Annotated in this window: 15 protein-coding genes; 1 reads left to right on the top strand and 14 read right to left on the bottom strand. The window is 31.0% G+C overall.

Features of this window, described 5'->3' with window-relative positions:
- Positions 1-3: 3 nt before the first annotated feature.
- The 8 genes from MHL31_RS14790 to MHL31_RS14755 all read right to left on the bottom strand — a co-directional run bounded on the left by MHL31_RS14790 (position 4) and on the right by MHL31_RS14755 (position 8,304).
- Positions 4-1,194 carry a glycosyltransferase gene (locus MHL31_RS14790; RefSeq protein WP_240226724.1) on the bottom strand — a complete coding sequence of 397 codons (1,191 nt, stop codon included), beginning with the start codon at positions 1,192-1,194 and terminating at the stop codon, positions 4-6.
- Positions 1,195-1,202: 8 nt separating this feature from the next.
- The gene (locus tag MHL31_RS14785) at positions 1,203-2,348 is read right to left on the bottom strand and encodes a polysaccharide pyruvyl transferase family protein (protein ID WP_240226723.1); all 1,146 of its coding nucleotides are present in this window, start codon (positions 2,346-2,348) and stop codon (positions 1,203-1,205) included.
- A 3-nt stretch (positions 2,349-2,351) separates the two neighbouring features.
- A complete protein-coding gene (locus MHL31_RS14780; protein ID WP_240226721.1) occupies positions 2,352-3,386 on the bottom strand; it encodes a glycosyltransferase in 1,035 nt (344 codons plus the stop codon).
- A 124-nt stretch (positions 3,387-3,510) separates the two neighbouring features.
- Positions 3,511-4,455: a glycosyltransferase gene (locus tag MHL31_RS14775; protein WP_240226720.1), complete on the bottom strand. Its 945-nt coding sequence runs from the start codon at positions 4,453-4,455 to the stop codon at positions 3,511-3,513.
- Positions 4,456-4,459: 4 nt separating this feature from the next.
- Positions 4,460-5,107 (bottom strand): acetyltransferase, encoded by a 648-nt coding sequence (locus MHL31_RS14770; protein ID WP_240226719.1) that lies wholly within the window; start codon positions 5,105-5,107, stop codon positions 4,460-4,462.
- Positions 5,101-6,177, bottom strand: a complete 1,077-nt coding sequence (locus tag MHL31_RS14765; RefSeq protein ID WP_240226718.1) for a DegT/DnrJ/EryC1/StrS aminotransferase family protein — start codon at positions 6,175-6,177, stop codon at positions 5,101-5,103. Before MHL31_RS14765 ends, MHL31_RS14770 begins: the two co-directional genes overlap by 7 nt.
- A gap of 1 nt (position 6,178) precedes the next feature.
- The gene (locus tag MHL31_RS14760; protein WP_240226717.1) at positions 6,179-7,447 is read right to left on the bottom strand and encodes an ABC transporter ATP-binding protein; all 1,269 of its coding nucleotides are present in this window, start codon (positions 7,445-7,447) and stop codon (positions 6,179-6,181) included.
- Positions 7,447-8,304, bottom strand: a complete 858-nt coding sequence (locus tag MHL31_RS14755) for an ABC transporter permease (protein ID WP_240226716.1) — start codon at positions 8,302-8,304, stop codon at positions 7,447-7,449. The genes MHL31_RS14760 and MHL31_RS14755 overlap by 1 nt, the downstream gene beginning before the upstream one ends.
- Positions 8,305-9,902: 1,598 nt before the next feature.
- Between MHL31_RS14755 and MHL31_RS14750 the strand changes: the two genes are divergently transcribed.
- The gene (locus MHL31_RS14750) at positions 9,903-10,286 is read left to right on the top strand and encodes an HU family DNA-binding protein (RefSeq protein ID WP_240226715.1); all 384 of its coding nucleotides are present in this window, start codon (positions 9,903-9,905) and stop codon (positions 10,284-10,286) included.
- Positions 10,287-12,213: 1,927 nt separating this feature from the next.
- Here the strand turns inward: MHL31_RS14750 and gldN are convergent.
- The 6 genes from gldN to topA form a co-directional block, all read right to left on the bottom strand.
- On the bottom strand, positions 12,214-13,113 hold the full coding sequence (gene gldN, locus MHL31_RS14745) for a gliding motility protein GldN (protein WP_240228907.1): 900 nt from the start codon (positions 13,111-13,113) through the stop codon (positions 12,214-12,216).
- A 13-nt stretch (positions 13,114-13,126) separates the two neighbouring features.
- A complete protein-coding gene (gene gldM, locus MHL31_RS14740; protein WP_240226714.1) occupies positions 13,127-14,662 on the bottom strand; it encodes a gliding motility protein GldM in 1,536 nt (511 codons plus the stop codon).
- A gap of 49 nt (positions 14,663-14,711) precedes the next feature.
- A complete protein-coding gene (gene gldL / locus MHL31_RS14735; protein ID WP_240226713.1) occupies positions 14,712-15,359 on the bottom strand; it encodes a gliding motility protein GldL in 648 nt (215 codons plus the stop codon).
- A 34-nt stretch (positions 15,360-15,393) separates the two neighbouring features.
- On the bottom strand, positions 15,394-16,755 hold the full coding sequence (gene gldK / locus MHL31_RS14730; protein WP_240226712.1) for a gliding motility lipoprotein GldK: 1,362 nt from the start codon (positions 16,753-16,755) through the stop codon (positions 15,394-15,396).
- Positions 16,756-16,867: 112 nt separating this feature from the next.
- Positions 16,868-18,025 carry a formimidoylglutamase gene (locus tag MHL31_RS14725; protein WP_240226711.1) on the bottom strand — a complete coding sequence of 386 codons (1,158 nt, stop codon included), beginning with the start codon at positions 18,023-18,025 and terminating at the stop codon, positions 16,868-16,870.
- Between the two features lie 46 nt (positions 18,026-18,071).
- Positions 18,072-20,570, bottom strand: a complete 2,499-nt coding sequence (gene topA, locus MHL31_RS14720) for a type I DNA topoisomerase (protein ID WP_240226710.1) — start codon at positions 20,568-20,570, stop codon at positions 18,072-18,074.
- Positions 20,571-22,386 lie beyond the last annotated feature (1,816 nt).

The following is a 22,386-nucleotide window of genomic DNA, read 5'->3' as shown; positions in this document are numbered from 1 at the left end:
TGTCTAATATTCAATCAGATTATACAAATTATTAATTTCATGTTCTGTTCCTAAATTTTCTTTATTTAAATTAAAAACTAAACTTTCTCTTAAATCTTTATCCATTATCATTTTTATAATTCCATTTGCTAAGCTTTCGGCATTTATTTCTACAACTAAACCATTTATATTATGCTGTATTTGGTCTTTAACTGTTGAATAATTTGTTGTTACAATTGGTTTATTTAAAATCTTTGCTTCATCAATTACAATTGATTTTCCCTCGTATTTAGATGACTGAACAAAAACATCTGCTTTTTTTATAAAAGGATAAGGATTCTCTTTTAATCCCAGCAAATAAAAGTTCTCAACTAGTTCTTTTTCTTTTATTTTAATCTCTAAATTTTCCCTTTCATTTCCTTCTCCTATAATATACCAATTTAAATTATAACCTTTTCTCTTAATTATTCCACAAGCATCTACTGCCATATCAAACCCTTTTTGAGGATGTAATCTACCTATTGAAAGAATATTATATTTACCTATAATCATTTCATTTGCTGCGTCGCTCTCAGCTAGTTGGGATATTAATTCTGTTGATACAATATTATGTATAGTTTTAATTTTTTGTTTTAATTTAGGAAAAATAAATTTTAATACGCTTAAACATTCTTCTGAAACCGTAACCAAATAATTTAGTTTTGTAAAATAAAAATTATCAAATTCTTTATTTAAATCTAACTTATTGTAATCATTATGTATAAATCCAATTTTTTTATTAGCTTCAATTTTATCAACTAAAAAATAAATAGATGATTTTTCTAAAAAAGCAATAGCTGTATCATATTTTTTATCGGACTTTGGAATTACAGTGCTCATATTTTTCCAAGAATACTGCTCAGCTAAAGCTTTATTTTTAATAAACTTATTTTTAAACGTAAATAGCAACCTATTAAACACTAACCTAAATTTAAATTGTTTAATAAATTGTAATATAGATTCTTTTAAAGGCAGAACAAAATCAGTATAATCACCTTTTATTTCAATAATTGAAACTTCTTTGGGAAGCATGTTTAAAAACAATCCTGTTTTATTAAACAACACTAAATCAACATTATATTTAGAATAATCAAATACACTCAATAAATTTATTAAGCTCTTTTCTGCACCACCTGCATCTAGACTTGGAATTATAAATAGAATATTTTTTTTCATATACTTTTTTAAATAAAGTCAATTGCTTTAATAGCCATTTTTTTTATTTCAGGAATTTTATTTTTTAAAACCACTTTTAATTGTTCTTCTTCCTCTAATAATTCATTAAATTTAGCTATTAATATTTCTGTATTAGATATTTCATTTAAGTTTAGCACTAACTTTTCTTCTCCAAAAATATCTATCGCAATTCCTTTAGATTTTACACTATAACCTAATACCATGGTAGGTACTAAACTTGAATAAGCTGCAATGGTTGCATGTGTTCGTGCTCCTATAAAGAAACGCATCCTCGCAATATATCCTTTGTATTGTGTCGCATTTAAGTTATTTGGTAATATTAATACTCTTCCAGAATCTTTAAATTGACTATAAAACTCCAATAGCACCGCATAATCATCATTATTCGGTTGTATAACATGAGGTGTAAAAGCAATGGCCATATCTGTAGTTTCAATAATATGTTGTACCAAATTAAATGCCGCTTCTTTTGATTTCTGATTTTTAGCATTCACCAATGGACTAAAATTAAAACCAATAGTATTCCCTTCTTGCCATCCTTCAGGCAAAGGTAATTCTTCTTTATCGAGAAGAAAAGCTCCATCTGCTACCTGTTTAACATTTTGAATTTTATGTTCTTTTAATAAATTATATGTTAGTGGTTCACGAGCCAATACTATATCAAATAACTTTAAATCTTCAATTTTTGGTTCAGATAAATCTTCCTTTCCAATAGATGCTCCCCACAATATTAATTTTTTACCTGCCTTTTTTATACATCTATCTATTTCATAAATACCTGGTTGCTCTCCATAACAATAATTATCACCTCCAATAGATAAAAAAATATCATAATTAGGAATGCTATCTATAATGTCAGCATAAATCTTTCTAAAAGCATAGTTTTCATCATTCAATAGCTTAACTTTAAAAGCACTTATAAACCATGGTATCGAATACTTTTTTATAGACCTTCTTTTATCTAAAAAAACAGCATCTAAGAAAGGTATTATTTTATCAGATTCAGGATTTCCAGATGCCAAATGAATAATTGCCTTTGGGTACTTTTCTTTAATTAAAACTGCTGCTGTTCTCACAATAGCTTCACAACCTCTATTTGTACTCCCTGAATGGAAAAACATTAGTATTTTCATCACTTAACTTTTATTTCTTATGTTGCTATATGCTGTTAGTATAAAAAGCCCAGCCATACTTTTTATTTTCATACAATATAAAAGCAATTTTTGATAGTTCCCTTTATTTATTTTTAGTTCAGTCCAATTTTTATGTAGTACATCTTGTACCTGTTTATTAGAAATCATATTTTTTACATACAAAAAACGTTGTTTAAACGGTATTTCTGCATTCGATTGTAAATAAATATGAATTAATGAAACTATTGTAGTTACAAAACGTATTGATTTTAATTTAGTTGCTTCTATTTCACTTAAAGTTAACTTATACGCTTTAACATGCTTAAAATTATATACATCTAATGCTATTTTAAAATAATCTTTATTTAAAATGTTACGCGTAGCACTCCCGGTAACCTCCCTATAATAATAACCAGCGTAATTTATAAATTGTACTTTGGTAGCTTTGTTAAAACATTGTAAATTAAATAATGCATCTTCTCCATTTGTTATGCCTATTGGAAAGTTAATTGCATTATTTTTTATTAAATCCGCTTTATAAATTTTATTGCAACATGAATTTAAACCATCTTCTTTTAAGAAAAAAGGAATAATTTTTTCTTGTATCTCTAACCTATCAAAAACTTTAGTTGTTGAAAAATTGCTTTTGCGCTCATTAATTATTTCCTCTTGCTCTTTGTGAAAATTTGAAATAACAATATCTAAATTATTTTTTTTTGACGTTGTATATAACGTTTCAATAAAATCTTCTTCAATAAAATCATCACTATCTATAAAGGTTATATACTCACCCATAGCTATTTCAATTCCTTTATTTCTGGCAACAGAAACTCCTGCATTTGATTGATGAATAACTTTAATACGTGTATCTTTTTTTGCATAGTTATCACAAATTTGTGCAGATGTATCTGTAGAACCATCATTAACAAGTATAATTTCTAAATGATGAAATGTTTGATTGATAATTGAATCAATACACTTGTGTAAATAATCTTCAACATTATATACAGGCACTATTACACTTAAATATTTATTCATACTATTTTAAAAAGATTCTTTTAAATATCATTTTTACAAAAAATTCATTATATAATTAATTTACATTAGAAAAATCTTAATTTCAATTACAAAACACTACATTATCATATAGTAAATATATACCCTATTTAAATTTTGACTGTAATAATTTAATATAATATAATGAAAAATCTTTTCCAGCCAATAAAAACACTATAGGGGCTATTTTGTATTTTATTAAAATAAAAGATAGATTATTCACAGTTTTTAACGGTTCTTTAAAAAAACTAAAATATAATCTTGTTAAAATAAAGCGAAACATATCTCTTTTTAACTGCTTAAAATGTAATTTATCTTTTTTAACAACCTCTAAAAATTTAAGATGCTCTCTTATATGAATAATTAATTGCTGTTTCTTATTTAATCCAGACCAAACCCCACCACTATGAACTCTATAATTGGCAGTATTTGCATCTATATATTTTAATTTACCTTTTGTAGCATAAAAATACGTGTAAAGCTTATCGCCTCCCGTAGAATCTGGAAATTTCGCTAAAAAGTTAATAAGGTCATTTGATAAATTCTTAGAAACAATAGTTTGTGTAGGTGCAATAAAACTTCCATTTAAAACATCTTTAGTTATCCAATTTTCTTGGTGTCCATACCTAGATTCATTTATAAAAACTCCATTAATATCTATATTTGATTTTGCTGTAAAACAAAGACTATACTCCATATTCGCCTCCAAAAAATCTACTTGTTTTTGTAATTTTAAGGGGTCTGTCCAATAATCATCACCTTCGCATAGGGCTATGTATTTACTTTTGGTTTGTTGTAATGCCCAAATAAAATTAGGCATCATTCCTTTATTTTCGTTGTGTTTAGTATATTTAATACAACTGCTATTGGGGTGTTCTTCTATTATTTTTTTGACTATTTCTTCTGTTTTATCTGGTGAATTATCATCTACAATAATTAATTCTACCTCAAAACTACATTGTTGCATTAATACTCCTTCAATAGCTTTTTGAATGTATTTTTCATGATTATAAGTAATCATTACCACACTAACTAATGGTATTTCTGCCATACAATTAAAAATTTAAAGGTTGTAATTGCTTTACCACTTTAGCTGGCACTCCCAAAGCCATAGAATTATCTGGGATATCTTTAGTTACAACAGAGCCAGCTCCAATTATTACATTTTTACCAATAGTTCTATTTGGCAGAACTGTTGAATTTGACCCAATTTGAGTAAATGCACCCACTTTTACATTACCTAACAAATTAACGCTTGGTGAAATTTCAACAAAATCACCAATTACACAATCATGCGTTATATTTGAATTATAATATACAATACAACCAACCCCAAATGAAGTACTATTTGATATATTAACACCACTCATAATTATAGAACCATCACCTAAATTAACATTATAATTTCCAATAACACTATAAGGACTTATACAAGAAATTAAATTACCATTAAGCTTTTCAAATTTTAAGTTCATTTTATAACGTAAAATAGGATTACCTATACCAATAGTAAATTTATTACTCGTAGCGTTAAAAAAATTAATTACTTCTTTTTCGTTCTTTAAAATAGGAAATTTATTATATAACAACTCTCCAATATCAGTATTTATATCATCATAAAAAGCGATATTCTCTAACTTATTTTGTTGATGTAGTATTTCTAATACTTCTTTTGCAAACCCTTTTGCTCCAATTATTAGCATAATTCCTTATTAATTAGTGTACAAATTAGCTTTAACTCATTTTCTTCCAAAGTTCCATACAACGGCAAACACAAGATGCGTGCAGCAATACTTTCAGAAACTGGCATTTGTTGCTCCCCTACATAATTTAAAGTATTTAAAGATGGATAAAAATACCTTCGAGGATATATTTCAAGCTCGTTTAATGCCTTTTGAACTTTTAACAGGGCTGCTTCACTTTTAAAAATAACAGGGTAATAGCTATAATTCCATATTGTATCTGCTCTTAATTCCATTTTTTCAAGTTTAGAAAAATCTAGATTGATGTTATAATAGTCCACTACTTTTTTTCTTCCTTCAAGTATGGTATTCATATATGGCAGTACAGACAAGCCCATAGCTGCTTGTAACTCGGATAATTTCCCATTAATACCTACACCGTAAAATGCTGTAGCAGATTTATGTCCAAAATTATGACTGTAAAAACTTTGCAATTCATAATCTTTGTTATTGCAAAATAAGGCGCCGCCTTCTCCAGTATGAAATAGTTTAGTAGCATGAAAACTACAAGTGCTTATATCTCCATAATTAAACAACGAAGTACCTTTGTAATGCACGCCAAAACTATGAGCGGCATCGTAAATTACTTTTAAATTATATTTTTTAGCAATGGTTTCAATAGCTCCTACATTACAAGGATTCCCAAACACATGGGTTGCTAAAATAGCGGTGGTTTTTGGTGTTATTGCAGCCTCTATCTTTGTTTCATCAATGGTTAAATACCTAGGGTGTATATCTACAAAAACGGGGGTACAGTTTTCCCAAACAATAGCAGAAGTGGAAGCCACATAACTAAATGGTGTAGTGATAACCTCTCCAGTATTACCAAAAAGCTTTAAGGCTATTTGTAAAGGTATGGTTCCGTTATTCATACAAATTATATGCCTAATACCTAAATACGCTTTTAAGTTTTCCTCTAACTCACGTACCAATGTTCCTCGGTTTGTAATCCACTCATTTTTCCAAATACGTTCTAATTGCTTTTGGTAAACTTCAATAGGTGGTAAAAATGTTTTGGTAACGTTAATCATTTTAATTTTCCCATTTAAAAGTTGGTCTAATTGAGCCTGGCTCTTTCCCCATGTAAACACCTAAATCACGCTGACCAGGTACAACTGTAAAATTTAAAATATCTTTTTCAATAAAAATAGGTTTTCTTTTATCTTCAACCACAAACAATGACAAGAAAAATTGACCCGCTTGGAAAAATGAACTTGGAAAAGTACAATTTAACTTGTTAACTCCTTTCTTAATTGTTACCTCACTTGATACATTAGAAAAAGAAAACAAAGCCTCTCCCATTTCGTTAAATAAATGATAAGTTATATGATACCTTTGAGGTTGATCTGTCAAAAAATCAATAACTGTATTTAGTACAATTTCTTTATCTTCAACTATTGGTTGCTCTATAGGTGTATCTATATTAGTAATATTAATTTCTTTTAAATTAAAAATATTATCACAAAACACTGTATTATTAAATATTTTGCTATTTATAAATTTACTTCTTCCTTTTAAATAAAAGTTAACACCTTCGTTTGTATTCCCTTCAAAAGCTACTAACCCATCTTCTAAGACAATACTTTTAGTACATAAACTTTTCACACTCGCCATATTATGACTTACAAACAACACTGTTCTCCCTTCTCCTTTAGAAATCTCGCCCATTTTACCTAGGCATTTTTTTTGAAATTCTGCATCACCAACAGCCAATACCTCATCTACAATTAAAATTTCACTTTCTAAATGTGCTGCCACTGCAAAAGCTAGCCTTACGTACATACCGCTACTATAGCGTTTAACAGGCGTATCTATATAGCGTTCTACACCAGCAAAATCTACTATTTCATCAAACTTACGTGTAATTTCTTTTTTACGCATTCCTAAAATAGCACCGTTTAGATAAATGTTTTCTCTACCAGATAACTCTTGATGAAAGCCTGTACCTACTTCTAATAAACTAGCAATCCGCCCTTTTACTTTTATTTGTCCGGTTGTAGGTGCGGTTACTCTAGATAGTAATTTTAACAAGGTACTTTTACCAGCGCCATTTTTACCAATAATACCAACTGCATCACCTTGGTTAATACTAAAATTTAAATCTTTTAAAGACCAAACTATATTGCTTTCACCTTTGGTACTTCTATCATTGGTTTCACCTATTCTTAAAAAAGGATCTTCTTTTCCTAAAATTTTAGTAGTCCAAAAACGCTCTAGATCTTTTGTTAAGGTACCTGTACCAATTTGCCCTAATTGGTATGCCTTTGAAAGATTTTCTACTTGTATAACTGGTTTACTCATTAGATAGTATCTACAAATGTTTTTTCTGTTTTATTAAATATAATAATTCCCAAGAACAATACTACCATAGTAAATAGTACTGGATAGCCAACGCTCCATAAAGTAAAGGTTCCTTTTCCTAAAAATCCATATCTAAAGGCTTCTATAACACCTGTCATAGGATTTAATTCGATAATCCATTTATATTTTTCGGGTGCAGTACTTAATGGATAAATTACGGTGGTGCCATACATTAACAACTGCACACCAAACGTTACTAAAAAACTAAGATCTCTATATTTTGTGGTCATAGCTGTTATAATTAAGCCCAAACCTAACCCTAATAAAGCCATTACTATAACCAATAAAGGAAAAATAAGTATGGCCGAAGTTATTTGAAAATCTGCACCCATATATGCGTAATAGCCCATCATAAATAACAACATTAAAAGCTGCACACCAAAGCGAACCAAATTACTTGTTACAATACTTAAAGGCATTATTAACCGTGGAAAATAGACTTTTCCAAAAATATTGGCATTGTCTTTAAAAACAGTACTTGTTTTTGTGATACAATCTGAAAAATAATTCCAAGCGGTGATTCCAGAAAGATAAAACAAAAATTGTGGTAAACCATCGGTACTTAAACCTGCTAGATTTCCGAAAACAAATGTAAAAACTATAGTTGTTAAAATAGGTTGAATAAAGAACCACAAAGGTCCAAAAATAGTTTGTTTATAAAAGCTTACAAAATCTCTTTTTACAAACATAAATAACAAATCTCTATACCTCCAAAGATCTCCAAACTTAACATCTAATAACGAAGTATGCCCTTTTATTATTAAATCCCAATAAGCATTTTGTTGTTTTCCGTTCATTTTTAAATTTAGGGTTCTATTTTAAGTCTATTACAAACATTTGCTTAAAGATTTGGGGTTACAAATGTTTGCTGCAAATATATGGTTTTATTCTTTATAAGTTAAAAGTTGGGTGTTGGTTGTTTGTTGGTTATTGGGAACTGTTATTCCGAGGTTGTTTTCGTTTGGTCTGTTATCTGAACTTGTTTAAGGGTCTTATGATGTTAGTTAAATGATGATTGAGTGTTTTTAAGTAACGTCATCCTGAACTTGTTTCAGGATCTCATGATGTTAACTAAATGATGATTGGGGTTCTTTAGGGACAGATGCTGAAACCGTAGGTTCACGAACTCCAATAATAAAATAAAAAAGGATAGTGAGTAACTAAATTCAGCATGACGAAGTGAAAGAACGTCATCCTGAACTTGTTTCAGGATCTCATGATAATAGTTAAAAGAATTATATACTCTCTTTTTATCTTATTTTTCATTTTTTCCATCGATGAAAAAACGAAACAAAAAAATCTAGTCTGATGATAATTTAATTGAATCTTACAGAAGTTACGCAGTCGACGCCAGACCGCTGCGCTCTTTGGCTTACTCTCGTCGCTTCACTTCCTTAGATTGCTACTTAAATTCTCATAGGACGTTTTTAAATTCGTCACCCCATAATGACGAGCTATAATGAATTCCGTCATTGCGAGGAAGGTACGACCGCGGCAATCTCTTGAACTTAACTAAATGATGATTGAGGTTTCTAGATACAGATTGCCGCAGTTGTGTTTTCATTGCATTACAACACGCCCTCGCAATGACGGGTTTTAAAGTAACGTCATCCTAAACCTCTCGTCATCCTGAACTTGATTCAGGATCTCATGAACTTAACTAAATGATGATTGGGATTCTTAGTGGCAGATGCTGAACTAAATTCAGCATGACGACTAATACAAACAGATGCTAAAATCACAGATTCACGAACATTAATAATAAAATAATGGCGGGTTACTAAATTTAATATCATATTTTCAGTAATATTACACCAAGCCACTAAAAAACAACACTATACATAAAATTCTTTTTACAATAAAAAAAAATTACTTTTTAACAACAAAATGTTATTAACTAATTTTATAAAAGATGAAATTAGCATTAAAAAATATATATTTTTACAAAAGAAACATAACAAGTAACGTTTAACAACTTGTTATTAAGGAACTTGAAAATAGTAACGAATCTATTTTCTAAATAGCACATAATTAAATAAAGTGCTATAGAAACAAAAAAAGTCCTAAAGCGGCAACTTTAGAACTTTGTATTTGAGTGGTAATGCTAAAAGAAGCATCTTTATTTTTTTAACAAGACAAATTTAAGACTCTTCTTTTAGTTTACCTAATTTTTTAACATAAAAATAAATTCATAACAAACTGATTATGAATAAGGTAAAGGTATGATTTAATTTATAAGACTCACACATTGTAACTATATGTATTACAATTGAATACCACTAAAAACGCGGTGAATTCACTTCAGAATGAAGGTGTACTTTTAAAAGCGTAACAAAAGAAGAGGTGCCGGTATAACTACCTCAATAAAAGTTATACATTTATAAATATATTTATAATGATTGCAATTAAAGCGCTCGAGCGCACAAATCCGCAAGACGTAAACGCGGACAACAAATTTTATGCTAAAGCTATTTCTCAAGGAGTAATAGATTTTGAAAGATTAGCATATTTAGTATCCAACCAATGTACAGTTCGTGAATCGGATTGTTATGCAGTGCTACGTGCATTAGAACATAACATTATGGACGAACTGAAACAAGGGAAGGTTGTACAACTCGGTAGTATCGGGAATCTTCAAGTAGGAGTATCTTCTAGAGGAGAGACTACACCGGAGGAAGTAAGTGCAAATTCTGTTAAAAAAGCGCATATCAATTTTAGACCTGGATCTAATTTAAGAGATATGCTAGATGTTATGAAATACAAAATAATTGCTGGTTAGGACCCTAATTATTGAGTCGTATTTTTTAAGAAAATCCCGAGCTGTTCCCGCAGCTTGGGTTTTTTTATACCCAAATTTCAGCTATATTTATTAGTATAAATCTAAAAATCTATTTAATAAATACCATTATTTATACTAATAAATCTTTTGAACTATTAGTATCTTTCTCTAAATCTATTTAATAAATAAAAAATCTATTAGTATCTTTTTTAAAACGCACTATAATTCTCAAAAAAGTGAAAAATACAGCTGTTTTTTGCTATTATACGGCTGTTTTCAATTAAAAAAGCACTAAAAATCAAGCATTTTAGCACTTATAAAATAAATGTTATAGGCGATTTACTAACATTTATATGCTGTTTATTAACATTTAAACGACTTACCTAACTGATTACACGAATATTAAGACATAAAAAAAACTCAATAATTCACGGTTAGGACCCTAATCATTGAGTTGTATTTTTTAAGAAAATCCCGATTAGTTCCCGCTAATCGTAAAATTTAATACAGTAAAAGTAATCTATAACATCGGTACTTACAATTTTTAGTGATATTTTTTTATACGATTTAAGGAGGTTGTTGGTTTTGGGTTTTGGCCTTTGTTGTTGATTTTGGCTATTGGTAATCGTTATTCCGAGGTTCTTTAGTGGCAGATGCTGAATCGAGTTCAGCATGACGAAGTGAAAGAACGTCATCCTGAACTTGTTTCAGGATCTCATGAACTTAACTAGATGATGATTGAGGTTTCTAGATACAGATTGCCGCAGTTGTGTTTTCATTGCATTTCAACACGCCTTCGCAATGACGGGTTTAAAAGTAACGTCATCCTAAACCTCTCGTCATCCCGAACTTGTTTAGCTGTGTCCGTCATCCTGAACTTGTTTCAGGATCTCATGAACTTAACTAAATGATGATTGAGGTTCTTTAGTGGTAGATGCTGAAACCGTAGGTTCACGAACACAATAATAAAATAACATTTTTAATTAATAAACTTGTTAATTTTTCAGAAGCTGAGTATGGATTCCTGCCTCCGCAGGAATGACATCTATAGTATGAATTATGATAAAATTTAAAAAGTCAATAACAATTGTAATAACGGAATAAAGTTTAACCCGGCATATCGAAGGTGTATCGTAAAATATGAAGTGAAAACATCGTAAAATTTTAGGCTGTTTGAGCCAAACCGATTATACTAGCTAACTAAATTTTTAAAGGCGAGTTCCTAAAATTTAGATGTTGAACAAAATATTTAGATACAGTTTCGTAAGCCTAGATTTTTTGGTTAGCTCACGCCTGCCTTATTGTTTATTTGGAGTTCGTGAATCTCCTATCGTCGATTTCGTTTTTCATCGATGGAACTGCGTAGCACATCACGAATACAAAAACAAATAATAATGGGATGAGTAAAAATGAACGGGTGATTTGATTTCTTTAGTGGCAGATGCTAAATCAAGTTCAGCATGACGTACGGTAGAAGCAGCTACTGAAACCTTAGGTTCACGAACACTTTAGTATAAAATAAAACAGCATAGTGAGTAATCGAGTTCAGCATGACGGTTTTATTTTGATTAAGGTATTAATTAACAGATTGCCGCAGTTGTGTTTTCATTGCATTACAACACGCCCTCGCAATGACGGGTTTTAAAGTAACGTCATCCCCAACTTGGTTCGAGATCTCATGATGTTAACTAAATGATGATTGGGGTTCTTTAGGGACAGATGCTGAATCAAGTTCAGCATGACGGTGAGTACAAACAGCTACTGAAACCGCAGGTTCACGAACACTAATAATAAAATAAAACCGCAAAGTGAGTAATCGAGTTCAGCTTGACGAAGGCTAAAAAAGAATTCATTAAAAAAATAATCCCGAATAAAGTTTTATAAACTAAATTCGGGATTAACTACTATTAAATATAATACATAAGCTTTAATAGCTCCACATATCGAGTTCTTTATTTCTAATTTCTTCTTTAATTTTATTGGATTCCATCACTTGGAATAAAGAATTTCCTTTAACATAATCTGAAATATCACGATCTCCGTAAATATTTTCTTCTCTGTAAATATTAGAATTAAATCTTCTAGCATTTAAAATATGATCGTAAGAAATAGGAAATGCTGAATTTTTTGGATTAAAAACCTTCATTTTATGCAATAAATTTCGCGCATCTGGAAACCACACCCAAAACAATGGCAATTGTTCTGTAATACTAATATCCTCTCTCCCCATAGTTTGCACATCTGGAGCAACAGGTGCTAAGGCTAATAATCTATATTTTAATTCTCCTTGACGTTTATCAATATACCAAACACCTTTTATTTTAAAGCCTTCAATATCTTGAGATGTTAAATTTATTTTATCAACATACTCATCAATATTAATTGCTCCGGCATTTAATTCATCAAAACCAGCATCAGTAGTATCAACTCTAAAAAGTTTTCTATTGATTTCGGCAGAGGTCATTTTAGCTGTAAAATAAGAATCGTCGTACACTTCGGTAATTTCACCTTCTCTAATACCTTTTAATAAGGTATCGAATAGCGATCTTCTATCACTAGCTACATTTGTGGTATCTACAGGATAATACAGCGGTAAATTAATACGTTCGTTTAAATCTATATATTCCCATATCATTTTAGACCATAAAATGTCTCTATCATCTACATAACCGTATTCTAAAGGTTTATCGTTATCAACAGCCTTTTGCGCAGCAGTTTTTTTTCCAATATCGGAAGGTCTTTTAGCATTTAAAAGATTAGATTGTGCATACGTTGTTTGAAACAACACACACAATAAAATAAACATTCCAATATTTCTCTTATTCATCATTTAGTTCAATTTATTGAATTTCAACACTTACTGGTGAAGCGTTTTTTATTTTATAACCACTGTTTCCTACTAACGAGGATTTAATATCAAATATTGTAACTACATCACCTCTTTTAGCTTTTGCAATTGATTTTTTTGCAGCAGCACTCATTCTATTTCCTCTTACAACAACAGCTCCTTGACCTGGAACTTTAAGTGTAAATCCGGTAGTTGAAAGTTTTAAGTCGAAATCGAAGTCTGGTAATTGAACACCAACAGTTGCGTTTTCTAAACTAGATTTTGGCATTACTACGTGTCCAGATTCTTTTCTAATAGTACCTTGTGGAGAAGGAATATCTTTAATTCTAAAGTTTTGTGAAGAACTTACCGATTGTCCGTTTGGCAATGTTCCAGAAACTTTAATTGTTACTTCTCTTCCCGAAGAAGGTGTCATTGTATATTTTCCAGATCCTGCAGTACTTCTTAATCCTGGCGCTGATGCTTTTACCAAATTATCAGGAATTCCAGGGATAGAAATAGTCATTGGGTTTGGCACACCCCTATACACTACATTCATTTTATCAGCTGAAATAACTGCACTATTTGGTTTTGGAATTACAGCATACGAACTTGCGATTGGAATTTCAACTTTTTCTCCGTTTTCTGTAAATACAAATTTACCTTTAATAGTATGTTCTCCAACATTTCCTGCTGGAAAATCTAACAATACCTGACCAGCTTGTATGCTAGATTCTGGTAAAGCTCTACCACCAATTTCTACCACATCTGCTTTTAAGGTTGGATCTTTTTTTCCTAAATATATTTTACCTGTAAACTTTTCTCCTTGAAAGAAAGCTGTTTTATCTGCAACCACAATGGCGTCGTAATTTGTTAAAGAAACATCACTTTCTAACTGACCACCTAGCAAGCTGCTATAAATTTCAGATTCTGTTGTTTTTATATCCATTTGCATAGATGTAAAATTGGTTATGGTAGAAATTAAAGGAAAGCCTTCGTATCTATTGTTTAACCATGGTTGTGTACCTACACCCTTTTTTTGGTCTGAAGTATCAAAACGATTCTTTACAACATCGCTTAACGGATTGTTTTCACCTAGAATTTCTACAACTTTAGTTTTATAACCACTAATTTGATCTAAAAATTCTTGTCCTTCTTTTGTAAACTTGTCATTTGCAAAAAAATATTGATCAACGAGATTTGATTGATCCATACTTTCGTAATTTTTTGGATCTTCTTGTTCTGCTAAAAAGAATTCTTTTTTAGTTTCTAAATATGCTGTAAAATCTTTTGATAATTGACTAATAGTATTTGCTTTTTCATACAAATCTGCATATTTTTCTGGTTGCTCTTGTGCTTTGGTTGCTAAATTGCTAAGTGTTTGATTGTTTTTTTGTGTAGCTGTTAAATTGTTTTCAACTAGCTTTTCATTCATAAAACCGAAAGCTGATAAAACTTCTTTAGACATATTCATTGCAAGCATAGCAATAAATACTAAATACATTAAGTTTATCATCTTTTGCCTTGGTGATAATTTACCTGAAGCCATTTTTAATTAGTTTTTTTTGATTAATAATTTATTTAAAATAAACAACTAATTATTTATTAGACATTGCAGATAACATACCTCCGTATACACCGTTTAAAGATGATAAATTAGTAGCTAACGATTCCATTTGTTCTTTTAATTTTCCAGCATTTGCTGCCACTTGCTCATTAATTTCAGCTTGTCTACCAGTACTATCTAATTGTAATTTATACAAACTGTTTAAAGATTCCATTTGCGTTGCTGCTAAAGATAATTGCTCGCTATATTTAGTAGTTGCGGCAATTGAGTCTACTGCTGGTGCAATATTTTCGGCAGCGCCTTTAAAATTTTGAATGCTATCACCTAAGCTTTTCATTAAATTAGCATCTAATTTTGCTTCTTTAAGCATAGTATCTAATTTTTGAGATAACAATCCTTGAGTTTCAGTTGATTCTTGAATTTTTGCTTTTTCTCTCATGGCACCACCCGCTAATTCTGGATATACAAGTGACCAATCTAAATCGTCATCTACAGGTTCAAAAGCTGAAATTGCAAAAATTACGGCTTCTGTTATTAAACCGATGGCTAGCATTACACCACCTGTTAAAGGTCCGATGCTGTAATGTGTTAATTTAAAAAGTGCTCCAATAATTACTACTGATGCCCCTAGCCCATAGGCCATATTAAATATTTTCTTAGTTGCTTTTGATTGTGCCATAATTCGTAATGTTAGTATTTTAAAGTTTGTTAATTTAATTTCCGTTAATATCTGTTCCTAAATAATCTTGGACCGTTCTAAAGCCAATATAGCTTCTTGCTGAATCTGCATATTCATAATCACGTGTACTTACTTCTAAAAAGTAAGCAACATCTTTCCAAGAACCTCCTCTAACTACTTTTCTATGATTTTCTTCTATTTCTACATTTGGATTCATTGTAGAACCTATATAATAAGAAGCTTCACTATAAGCGGTGTTTGTCCATTCGGCAACGTTTCCAGACATATTGTACAAACCATAATCATTTGGTGGGTACGATTTTGCTTCAACAGTATACAAAGCACCATCAACAGCATAATTACCCCTGCTTGGTTTAAAGTTTGCTAAAAAGCAACCTCTATCAGTTGTTAAATAAGGATTACCCCAAGGGTACGTAGCGTTTTCTAGACCACCTCTAGCGGCATATTCCCATTCCGCTTCGGTTGCCAATCTAAATTGCGGTACTTGTGTAGGTCTTCTTTTAGAATTTAAAAAATCGTTTTTCTTTTTAGTTCTCCACTTACAAAAAGCTTTGGACTGCATCCAATTAACACCTACCACAGGATAATCGTTATAAGCTTGGTGGTAAAAATAATCTTGGTGCATTGGATCGTTATACGAATATTTAAAATCGCGTACCCAAACCGTAGTATCTGGATACACATTTACTGTTTCTTGTTTTATAAAGTTTCTTCTTTTCCCTTTATTTCTGGCTGCTTCTTCTTGATCTAGCCAATAGTAGGTAAAGTTTAATTTTTCTACATTTAACATTCTTCTACCTTCAAAACTATCTTCAATAGGCGTTAAAATAGAATCTATCATTACTTCGGCATATTCTTCACTTGGAAATTCGTGTACATTCCAAATAATTTCTTCGTCCCAATTTAGCATTTTACCTTGTGTTGGCGAGTTTAAATCACCTAAGCTCCCGTAGGTTTTCATCATATATTTTTGATATGGTGACATATCGGTAGAATCTATATTTAAAAATTTGTAGTCTTCTAATACTGGTTCCCCGTCAAAAGACATTAATTCTGAAAACAACGCCAATTCGGTTCTAACAATAGAATCTCTTACCCAGTATACAAATTCTTTATATTCGCTATTAGTAATCTCTGTTTCATCCATATAGTAAGGACGCACAGTAACAGTTCTGGCTGGGGAATTAAGTGAACCTGCAACATCTTCACTTTGTTTACCCATTGTAAAAGATCCACCAGGAATTAGTGTCATGCCATACGGCCTTTCTGAATGCCAATTACTGGAGCCTCTAACTCCAACTAATTCTCCTTGATCACTTGACCCGCAACTGACTACCACTAATGCTAGTAAAATATACAATGATATTTTCTTCATATTAATTTATAATTCTTTTGGCAAACGTATTACTAATTATTTTAAAATACAATATTTAATTTAATCTGCTTTAAACTTAAAAAAAGGAATTTTAGTATATAAAACACCTTATTTAATTTAATTTTTTAAATGTTTGCATCCATCTTTCAGGAATTTCTTGGTTACTTGCACTTATATAATCTTGATATGTACAAGGTATTAACGCATGTCTTTTAAATTTATTATTACTTATTTCTATTTCCATCCACCATCTGCCACTCTTATTACTTTTATAAAAGTTCAACAATTCATTTTCTATGGGTACTATAAATTTCTCATATTGATCTTTTAGGCCAAACGGATAATCGTTTGCTCTAAAGTTATATCCTTCAATAAAGTACCAAATTATTTGAGAAATTAATTGCGCCGATTGATTTTTAGTATCTAACAGCGGGTTGTACTCGTATATCCCGAACGATGTAACTTTATCGCTAATACCAGCATACCTTGCAATAGCACAAATATCGGTACCTGAAAGTCCATTCGGCCCTGCATTATTACTAGCAGGAGATTCAGCATTTTTAACTGAAGATAAATCTATACTTACAATATCTGCATCTCTTAAAATTGGTTCAACTAATTGAATAGAATTTAGCACCTCCCCTAATCTGCACGTATCAAAATACAAACTACTTAATAAGTCTATTTCGTCTTGTGAATTAAAATAGGTTTGATAACCAATATTACAAAAATTAAATAAATTATTAGGCGGGTTCATAACAATTTTACTTAAATACGATTCTGAATTTAAGGGATCTTCTATTGTTCCTAAGTCAAATTTACGATCTACAGCAACTAGGTTAACTGTCTGTTCTAAAACATCATACGCTCTATAATTTGCATAGGTAAGATCTTGTCCTCCCCCAATAATAATTGGAATAATTTTATTTTTAATTAAATAACTTGAAAGTTCATTTACAGCAAAGTAGGTATCTTCTATGGTATTTCCTTGTTCAATATCTCCTAAATCAGCAACATTTATAGGCCAATTTCCTGGAAATAGCTTGTACAATTCTTTTCTAACCTCTTGTAAATCTACCCCTGTTCCGCTGTTATTAACTGCGGCTCTACCTTCTAAAACACCAAAAATTGCAATTTTTGTAGTTGTTAAATCTGGAAAATCATCTTTAGTAGCGTATATTTTAATACATTGACCAATCGAGAGATTGGCTTGCATTTTAGCGAAATTCACTAATGGAGTATCTACAGGTTGAAGATAATTAAATTTCATTTTTAGGGGTTAAAGTAATCTAATTGTTGGCAAGATAATAAAAAATTTATTTTTTTGTTGTTTTTCTTTTAGTTGTTTTTCGTTTAGTCGCTTTCTTTTTTGGAGCTTTCTTTTCTATAATATCTTTTACCTCTTCTAAAGTTAAATTTTTAGCATCGGTTGTCTTTGGCATTTCTATTTTTATTTTTCCTTTTAAAATATTAAATCTACCCCAACGTGCTTTTTCAACTCTAATGCCTTCTTCTTCCCAATTATGAATTACTTTTTCAATTTCTTTACGCTTTTTATCTTCAATTAATTCTTCAAGATTGGCTTGGGTTAAGTTATCAAAATCGTATTTTTTATTAACATTAATAAACATACCATTCCATTTAATAAACGGTCCAAATCTACCTACACCTTTTTGAATTGGTAAGTCTTCATAAGTACCAATTGGTGCATCTGCTTTTTGTTTTTCTTGAATTAATTCTATAGCTCTGTTTACATCTACAGACATTGGATTTTCATCTTTAGGAATAGACACAAACATAGAATCGTATTTAATATAAGGTCCAAAACGTCCGTTAGCTACAACAATATCATTCCCTTCGTAACCTCCAATAGTTTTAGGAAGCTTAAATAAATCCATAGCCTCTTCGTAGGTTATAGAAGTTAATGTTTGATCAGGTTGTAAGCTTGCAAACCTCGGTTTTTCTTCGTCAGTAGCTTCACCAATTTGCACCATTGCGCCAAATCTACCCAAACGGGCATATACATTTTTACCGCTTTTTGGATCGATCCCTAATAAACGTTCTCCTTTTGCTCTTTCGGCATTTGCAGCTACATCTTCTACTATTGGGTGGAAATTGTTATAGAAATCTTTAATCATAGAAATCCAATCTTCATTTCCTTCGGCAATATCATCAAATTCAGATTCCACCTTTGCAGTAAACCCAAAATCTAAAATATTTGAAAAATTTTCAACTAAGAAATCATTTACAATATTTCCAATATCTGTTGGAACTAGCTTTCCTTTATCCGAACCAACCTTTTCAGTCAATACCTTAGCAGCTACTTTTCCTTTTGCTAATTTTAGTTGTGTATACTCTCTATCAACACCTTCTACAGTACCTTTTTCTACGTATTCTCTACGTTGTATTGTTGAAATTGTAGGTGCATATGTTGAAGGACGTCCAATTCCTAATTCCTCTAATCTTTTCACCAATGAAGCTTCTGTATATCTGTAAGGAGGTCTAGAATATCTTTCGGTTGCTACAATATTTTTATTTATTAAGGCATCTCCTTTTGTTAGATTAGGCAGCATTCCTTCTTGCTCTTCATCTTCATTATCAGTACCTTCTAAATATACTTTTAAAAACCCTTCAAACTTAATCATTTCACCATTTGCGGTAAAAACAGTAGTATTGTTAGAGTTTGAAATTTTAACATTTGTACGTTCTAATTGCGCATCGCTCATTTGAGAGGCAATAGTTCTTTTCCAAATTAAATCGTACAACCTATCTTGATCATAATCTACAGAAACCGTATGCTGTGCCATAGTTGTTGGACGTATTGCTTCGTGGGCTTCTTGCGCTCCTTTAGATTTAGATTTGAAATTTCTTGGTTTACTATAGGTTTCACCATACGATGCTATAATTTCTTCTTGTGCAGCATTTTTTGCATCATCAGATAAGTTTACACTATCTGTTCTCATATAGGTAATTAAACCGGCTTCGTACAAACGCTGAGCAATCATCATGGTTTTAGCAACAGGGAAATATAATTTTCGAGAAGCTTCTTGCTGTAATGTTGAAGTTGTAAAAGGTGCAGCTGGTGATTTTTTAGCTGGTTTTTTTTGTAAATCAGCAACTTTAAAATCAGCTCCTATACACGAGTTTAAAAATGATTCGGCAGCTTCTTTTGTATCAAAACTCTTTGGTAAATTGGCTTTAAATTTTTTACCTTCAGAATTGGTAAATTCTGCAACAACCTTATAGCTTGCAATTGGTTTATATGCTGTTATTTCGCGTTCTCTTTCTACAATTAATCGAACTGCTACAGATTGTACTCTACCTGCAGACAAACCTCCTTTAATTTTTCTCCATAAAACCGGTGATAATTCATACCCCACCAATCTATCTAACACCCTACGCGCTTGTTGTGCATTTACCAAATTGTAATCGATACTTCTTGGATTTTCAACAGCTTTTAAAATTGCTTTTTGCGTAATTTCGTGAAAAACAATACGTTTTGTTGCAATATCTTTTAATTTTAGTTGCTCAAATAAATGCCAAGCAATAGCTTCTCCCTCGCGATCCTCATCCGATGCTAACCAAACAGTCTCTGCTTTTTTTGCTAAACTTTTTAATTTTTTAACAATTGCTTTTTTATCTGAAGAAACAATATAATTTGGCATAAAATCTCCATCTACATTTATTCCTATTTCTTTAGAGGGTAAATCTGCAATATGTCCAAAACTAGATTCGACTTGAAAATCTTTACCTAGAAATTTTTCAATTGTTTTTGCTTTTGCAGGTGACTCTACTATTACCAAATTTTTTGCCATATATCTTTTCTTTTTTCATAAAAAACACCATGTTATTATAATGACGTTTAAGAATTGCAAATGTATATAAGATTTTTAAAACTTCTTAAATACCACACCTTAAAAATAATTAAAACACGCTACAACCCCTACTATCATTAAGAAAACTATTTTTAATTTTAATATTTTACCAATAAAAAAATAGATTATTTTCTTAAAAATTATGTTAAAATAATACATTATATATAATTAAAAACGCGCTTTTAAAGCTTTAAACTGAGGATTTATTAATGGTTTTTACTTATTGAAAACCGTCATTCTGAACCTGATTAACCGTAATCCCAAACTAGTTTAGTTAAAAAGTCTGAAAATTGGCGACGACTGAGCGAAGTCGAAGCCTTTTTAAAGTTCTATTATTGAATAGTTTACACTAACGTCATCCCGTAATGACGGGTTTTAAAGTAACGTCATCCTAAACCTCTCGTCATCCCGAACTCGATTCGGGATCTCATGATAATAGTTAAAAGAATTATATTCTCTCTTTTTATCTTATTTTTCATTTTTTCCATCGATAAAAAAACGAAACAAAAAAATCTAGTCTGATGATAATTTAATTGAATCTTACAGAAGTTACGCAATCGACGCCAGACCGCTACGCTTTTTGGCTTACTCTCGCTGCTTCACTTCCTTAGATTACTACTTAAATTCTCATAGGACGTTTTTAAATTCGTCATCCAGTAATAAAGAGCTATAATGAATTCCGTCATTGCGGGATGGAACGTGAAGAAAATGTTCAGTGAACATTTTTAGTGAACAGGCCAGCCGGCACCAGGGAAAAGCGACCGCGGCAGTCTCTTGAACTTAATTAAATGATGATTGAGTTTTCTAGATACAGATTGCCGCAGTTGTGTTTTCATTACATTACAACACGCCCTCGCAATGACGGAATAAAGTTTAACCCGGCCTATCGAAAGTGTATCGTAAAATATGAAGTGAAAACATTGTAAAATTTTAGATAGCCTGCCTTGAGCCGAGTCGAAAGGTTTGAGCCAAACTAATTATACTAGCTAACTAAATTTTTAAAGGCGAGTTCCTAAAATTTAGATGTTGAACAAAATATTTAGATACAGTTTCGTAAGCCTAGATTTTTTGGTTCGTTTTTCATCGATGGAAAAATGAACGAGTGATTTGATTTCTTTAATGGCAGATGCTGAAACCGCAGGTTCACGAACTCCACTAATAAAATAAAAAAGGATAGTGAGTAATCGAGTTCAGCATGACGAGGTTATTTTAATTAAGGTTTTAAGTAACAGATTGCCGCAGTTGTGTTTTCATTACATTACAACACGCCCTCGCAATGACGGAATAAAGTTTAACCCGGCCTATCGAAGGTGTATCGTAAAATATGAAGTGAAGACATCGTAAAATTTTAGATAGCCTGCCTTGAGCCGAGTCGAAAGGTTTGAGCCAAACCAATTATACTAGCTAACTAAATTTTTAAAGGCGAGTTCCTAAAATTTAGATGTTGAACAAAATATTTAGATACAGTTTCGTAAGCCTAGATTTTTTGGTTAGCTCACGCCTGCCTTATTGTTTATTTGGAGTTCGTGAATCTCCTATCGTCGATTTCGTTTTTCATCGATGGAACTGCGTAGCACATCACGAATACAAAAACAAATAATAAAGGGATGAGTAAAAATGAACGAGAGATTTGATTTCACTAATGGCAGATGCTGAATCAAGTTCAGCATGACGACTAATACAAACAGATGCTGAAATCACAGATTCACGAACTCCAATAATAAAATAAAAAAGGATAGTGAGTAATCGAGTTCAG

This window comes from Lutibacter sp. A80 (genome assembly GCF_022429645.1).
Classification (GTDB): domain Bacteria; phylum Bacteroidota; class Bacteroidia; order Flavobacteriales; family Flavobacteriaceae; genus Lutibacter.
The sequence above is the reverse complement of the archived record's forward strand: the minus strand, read 5'-3'. Positions and strand labels throughout refer to the sequence as shown.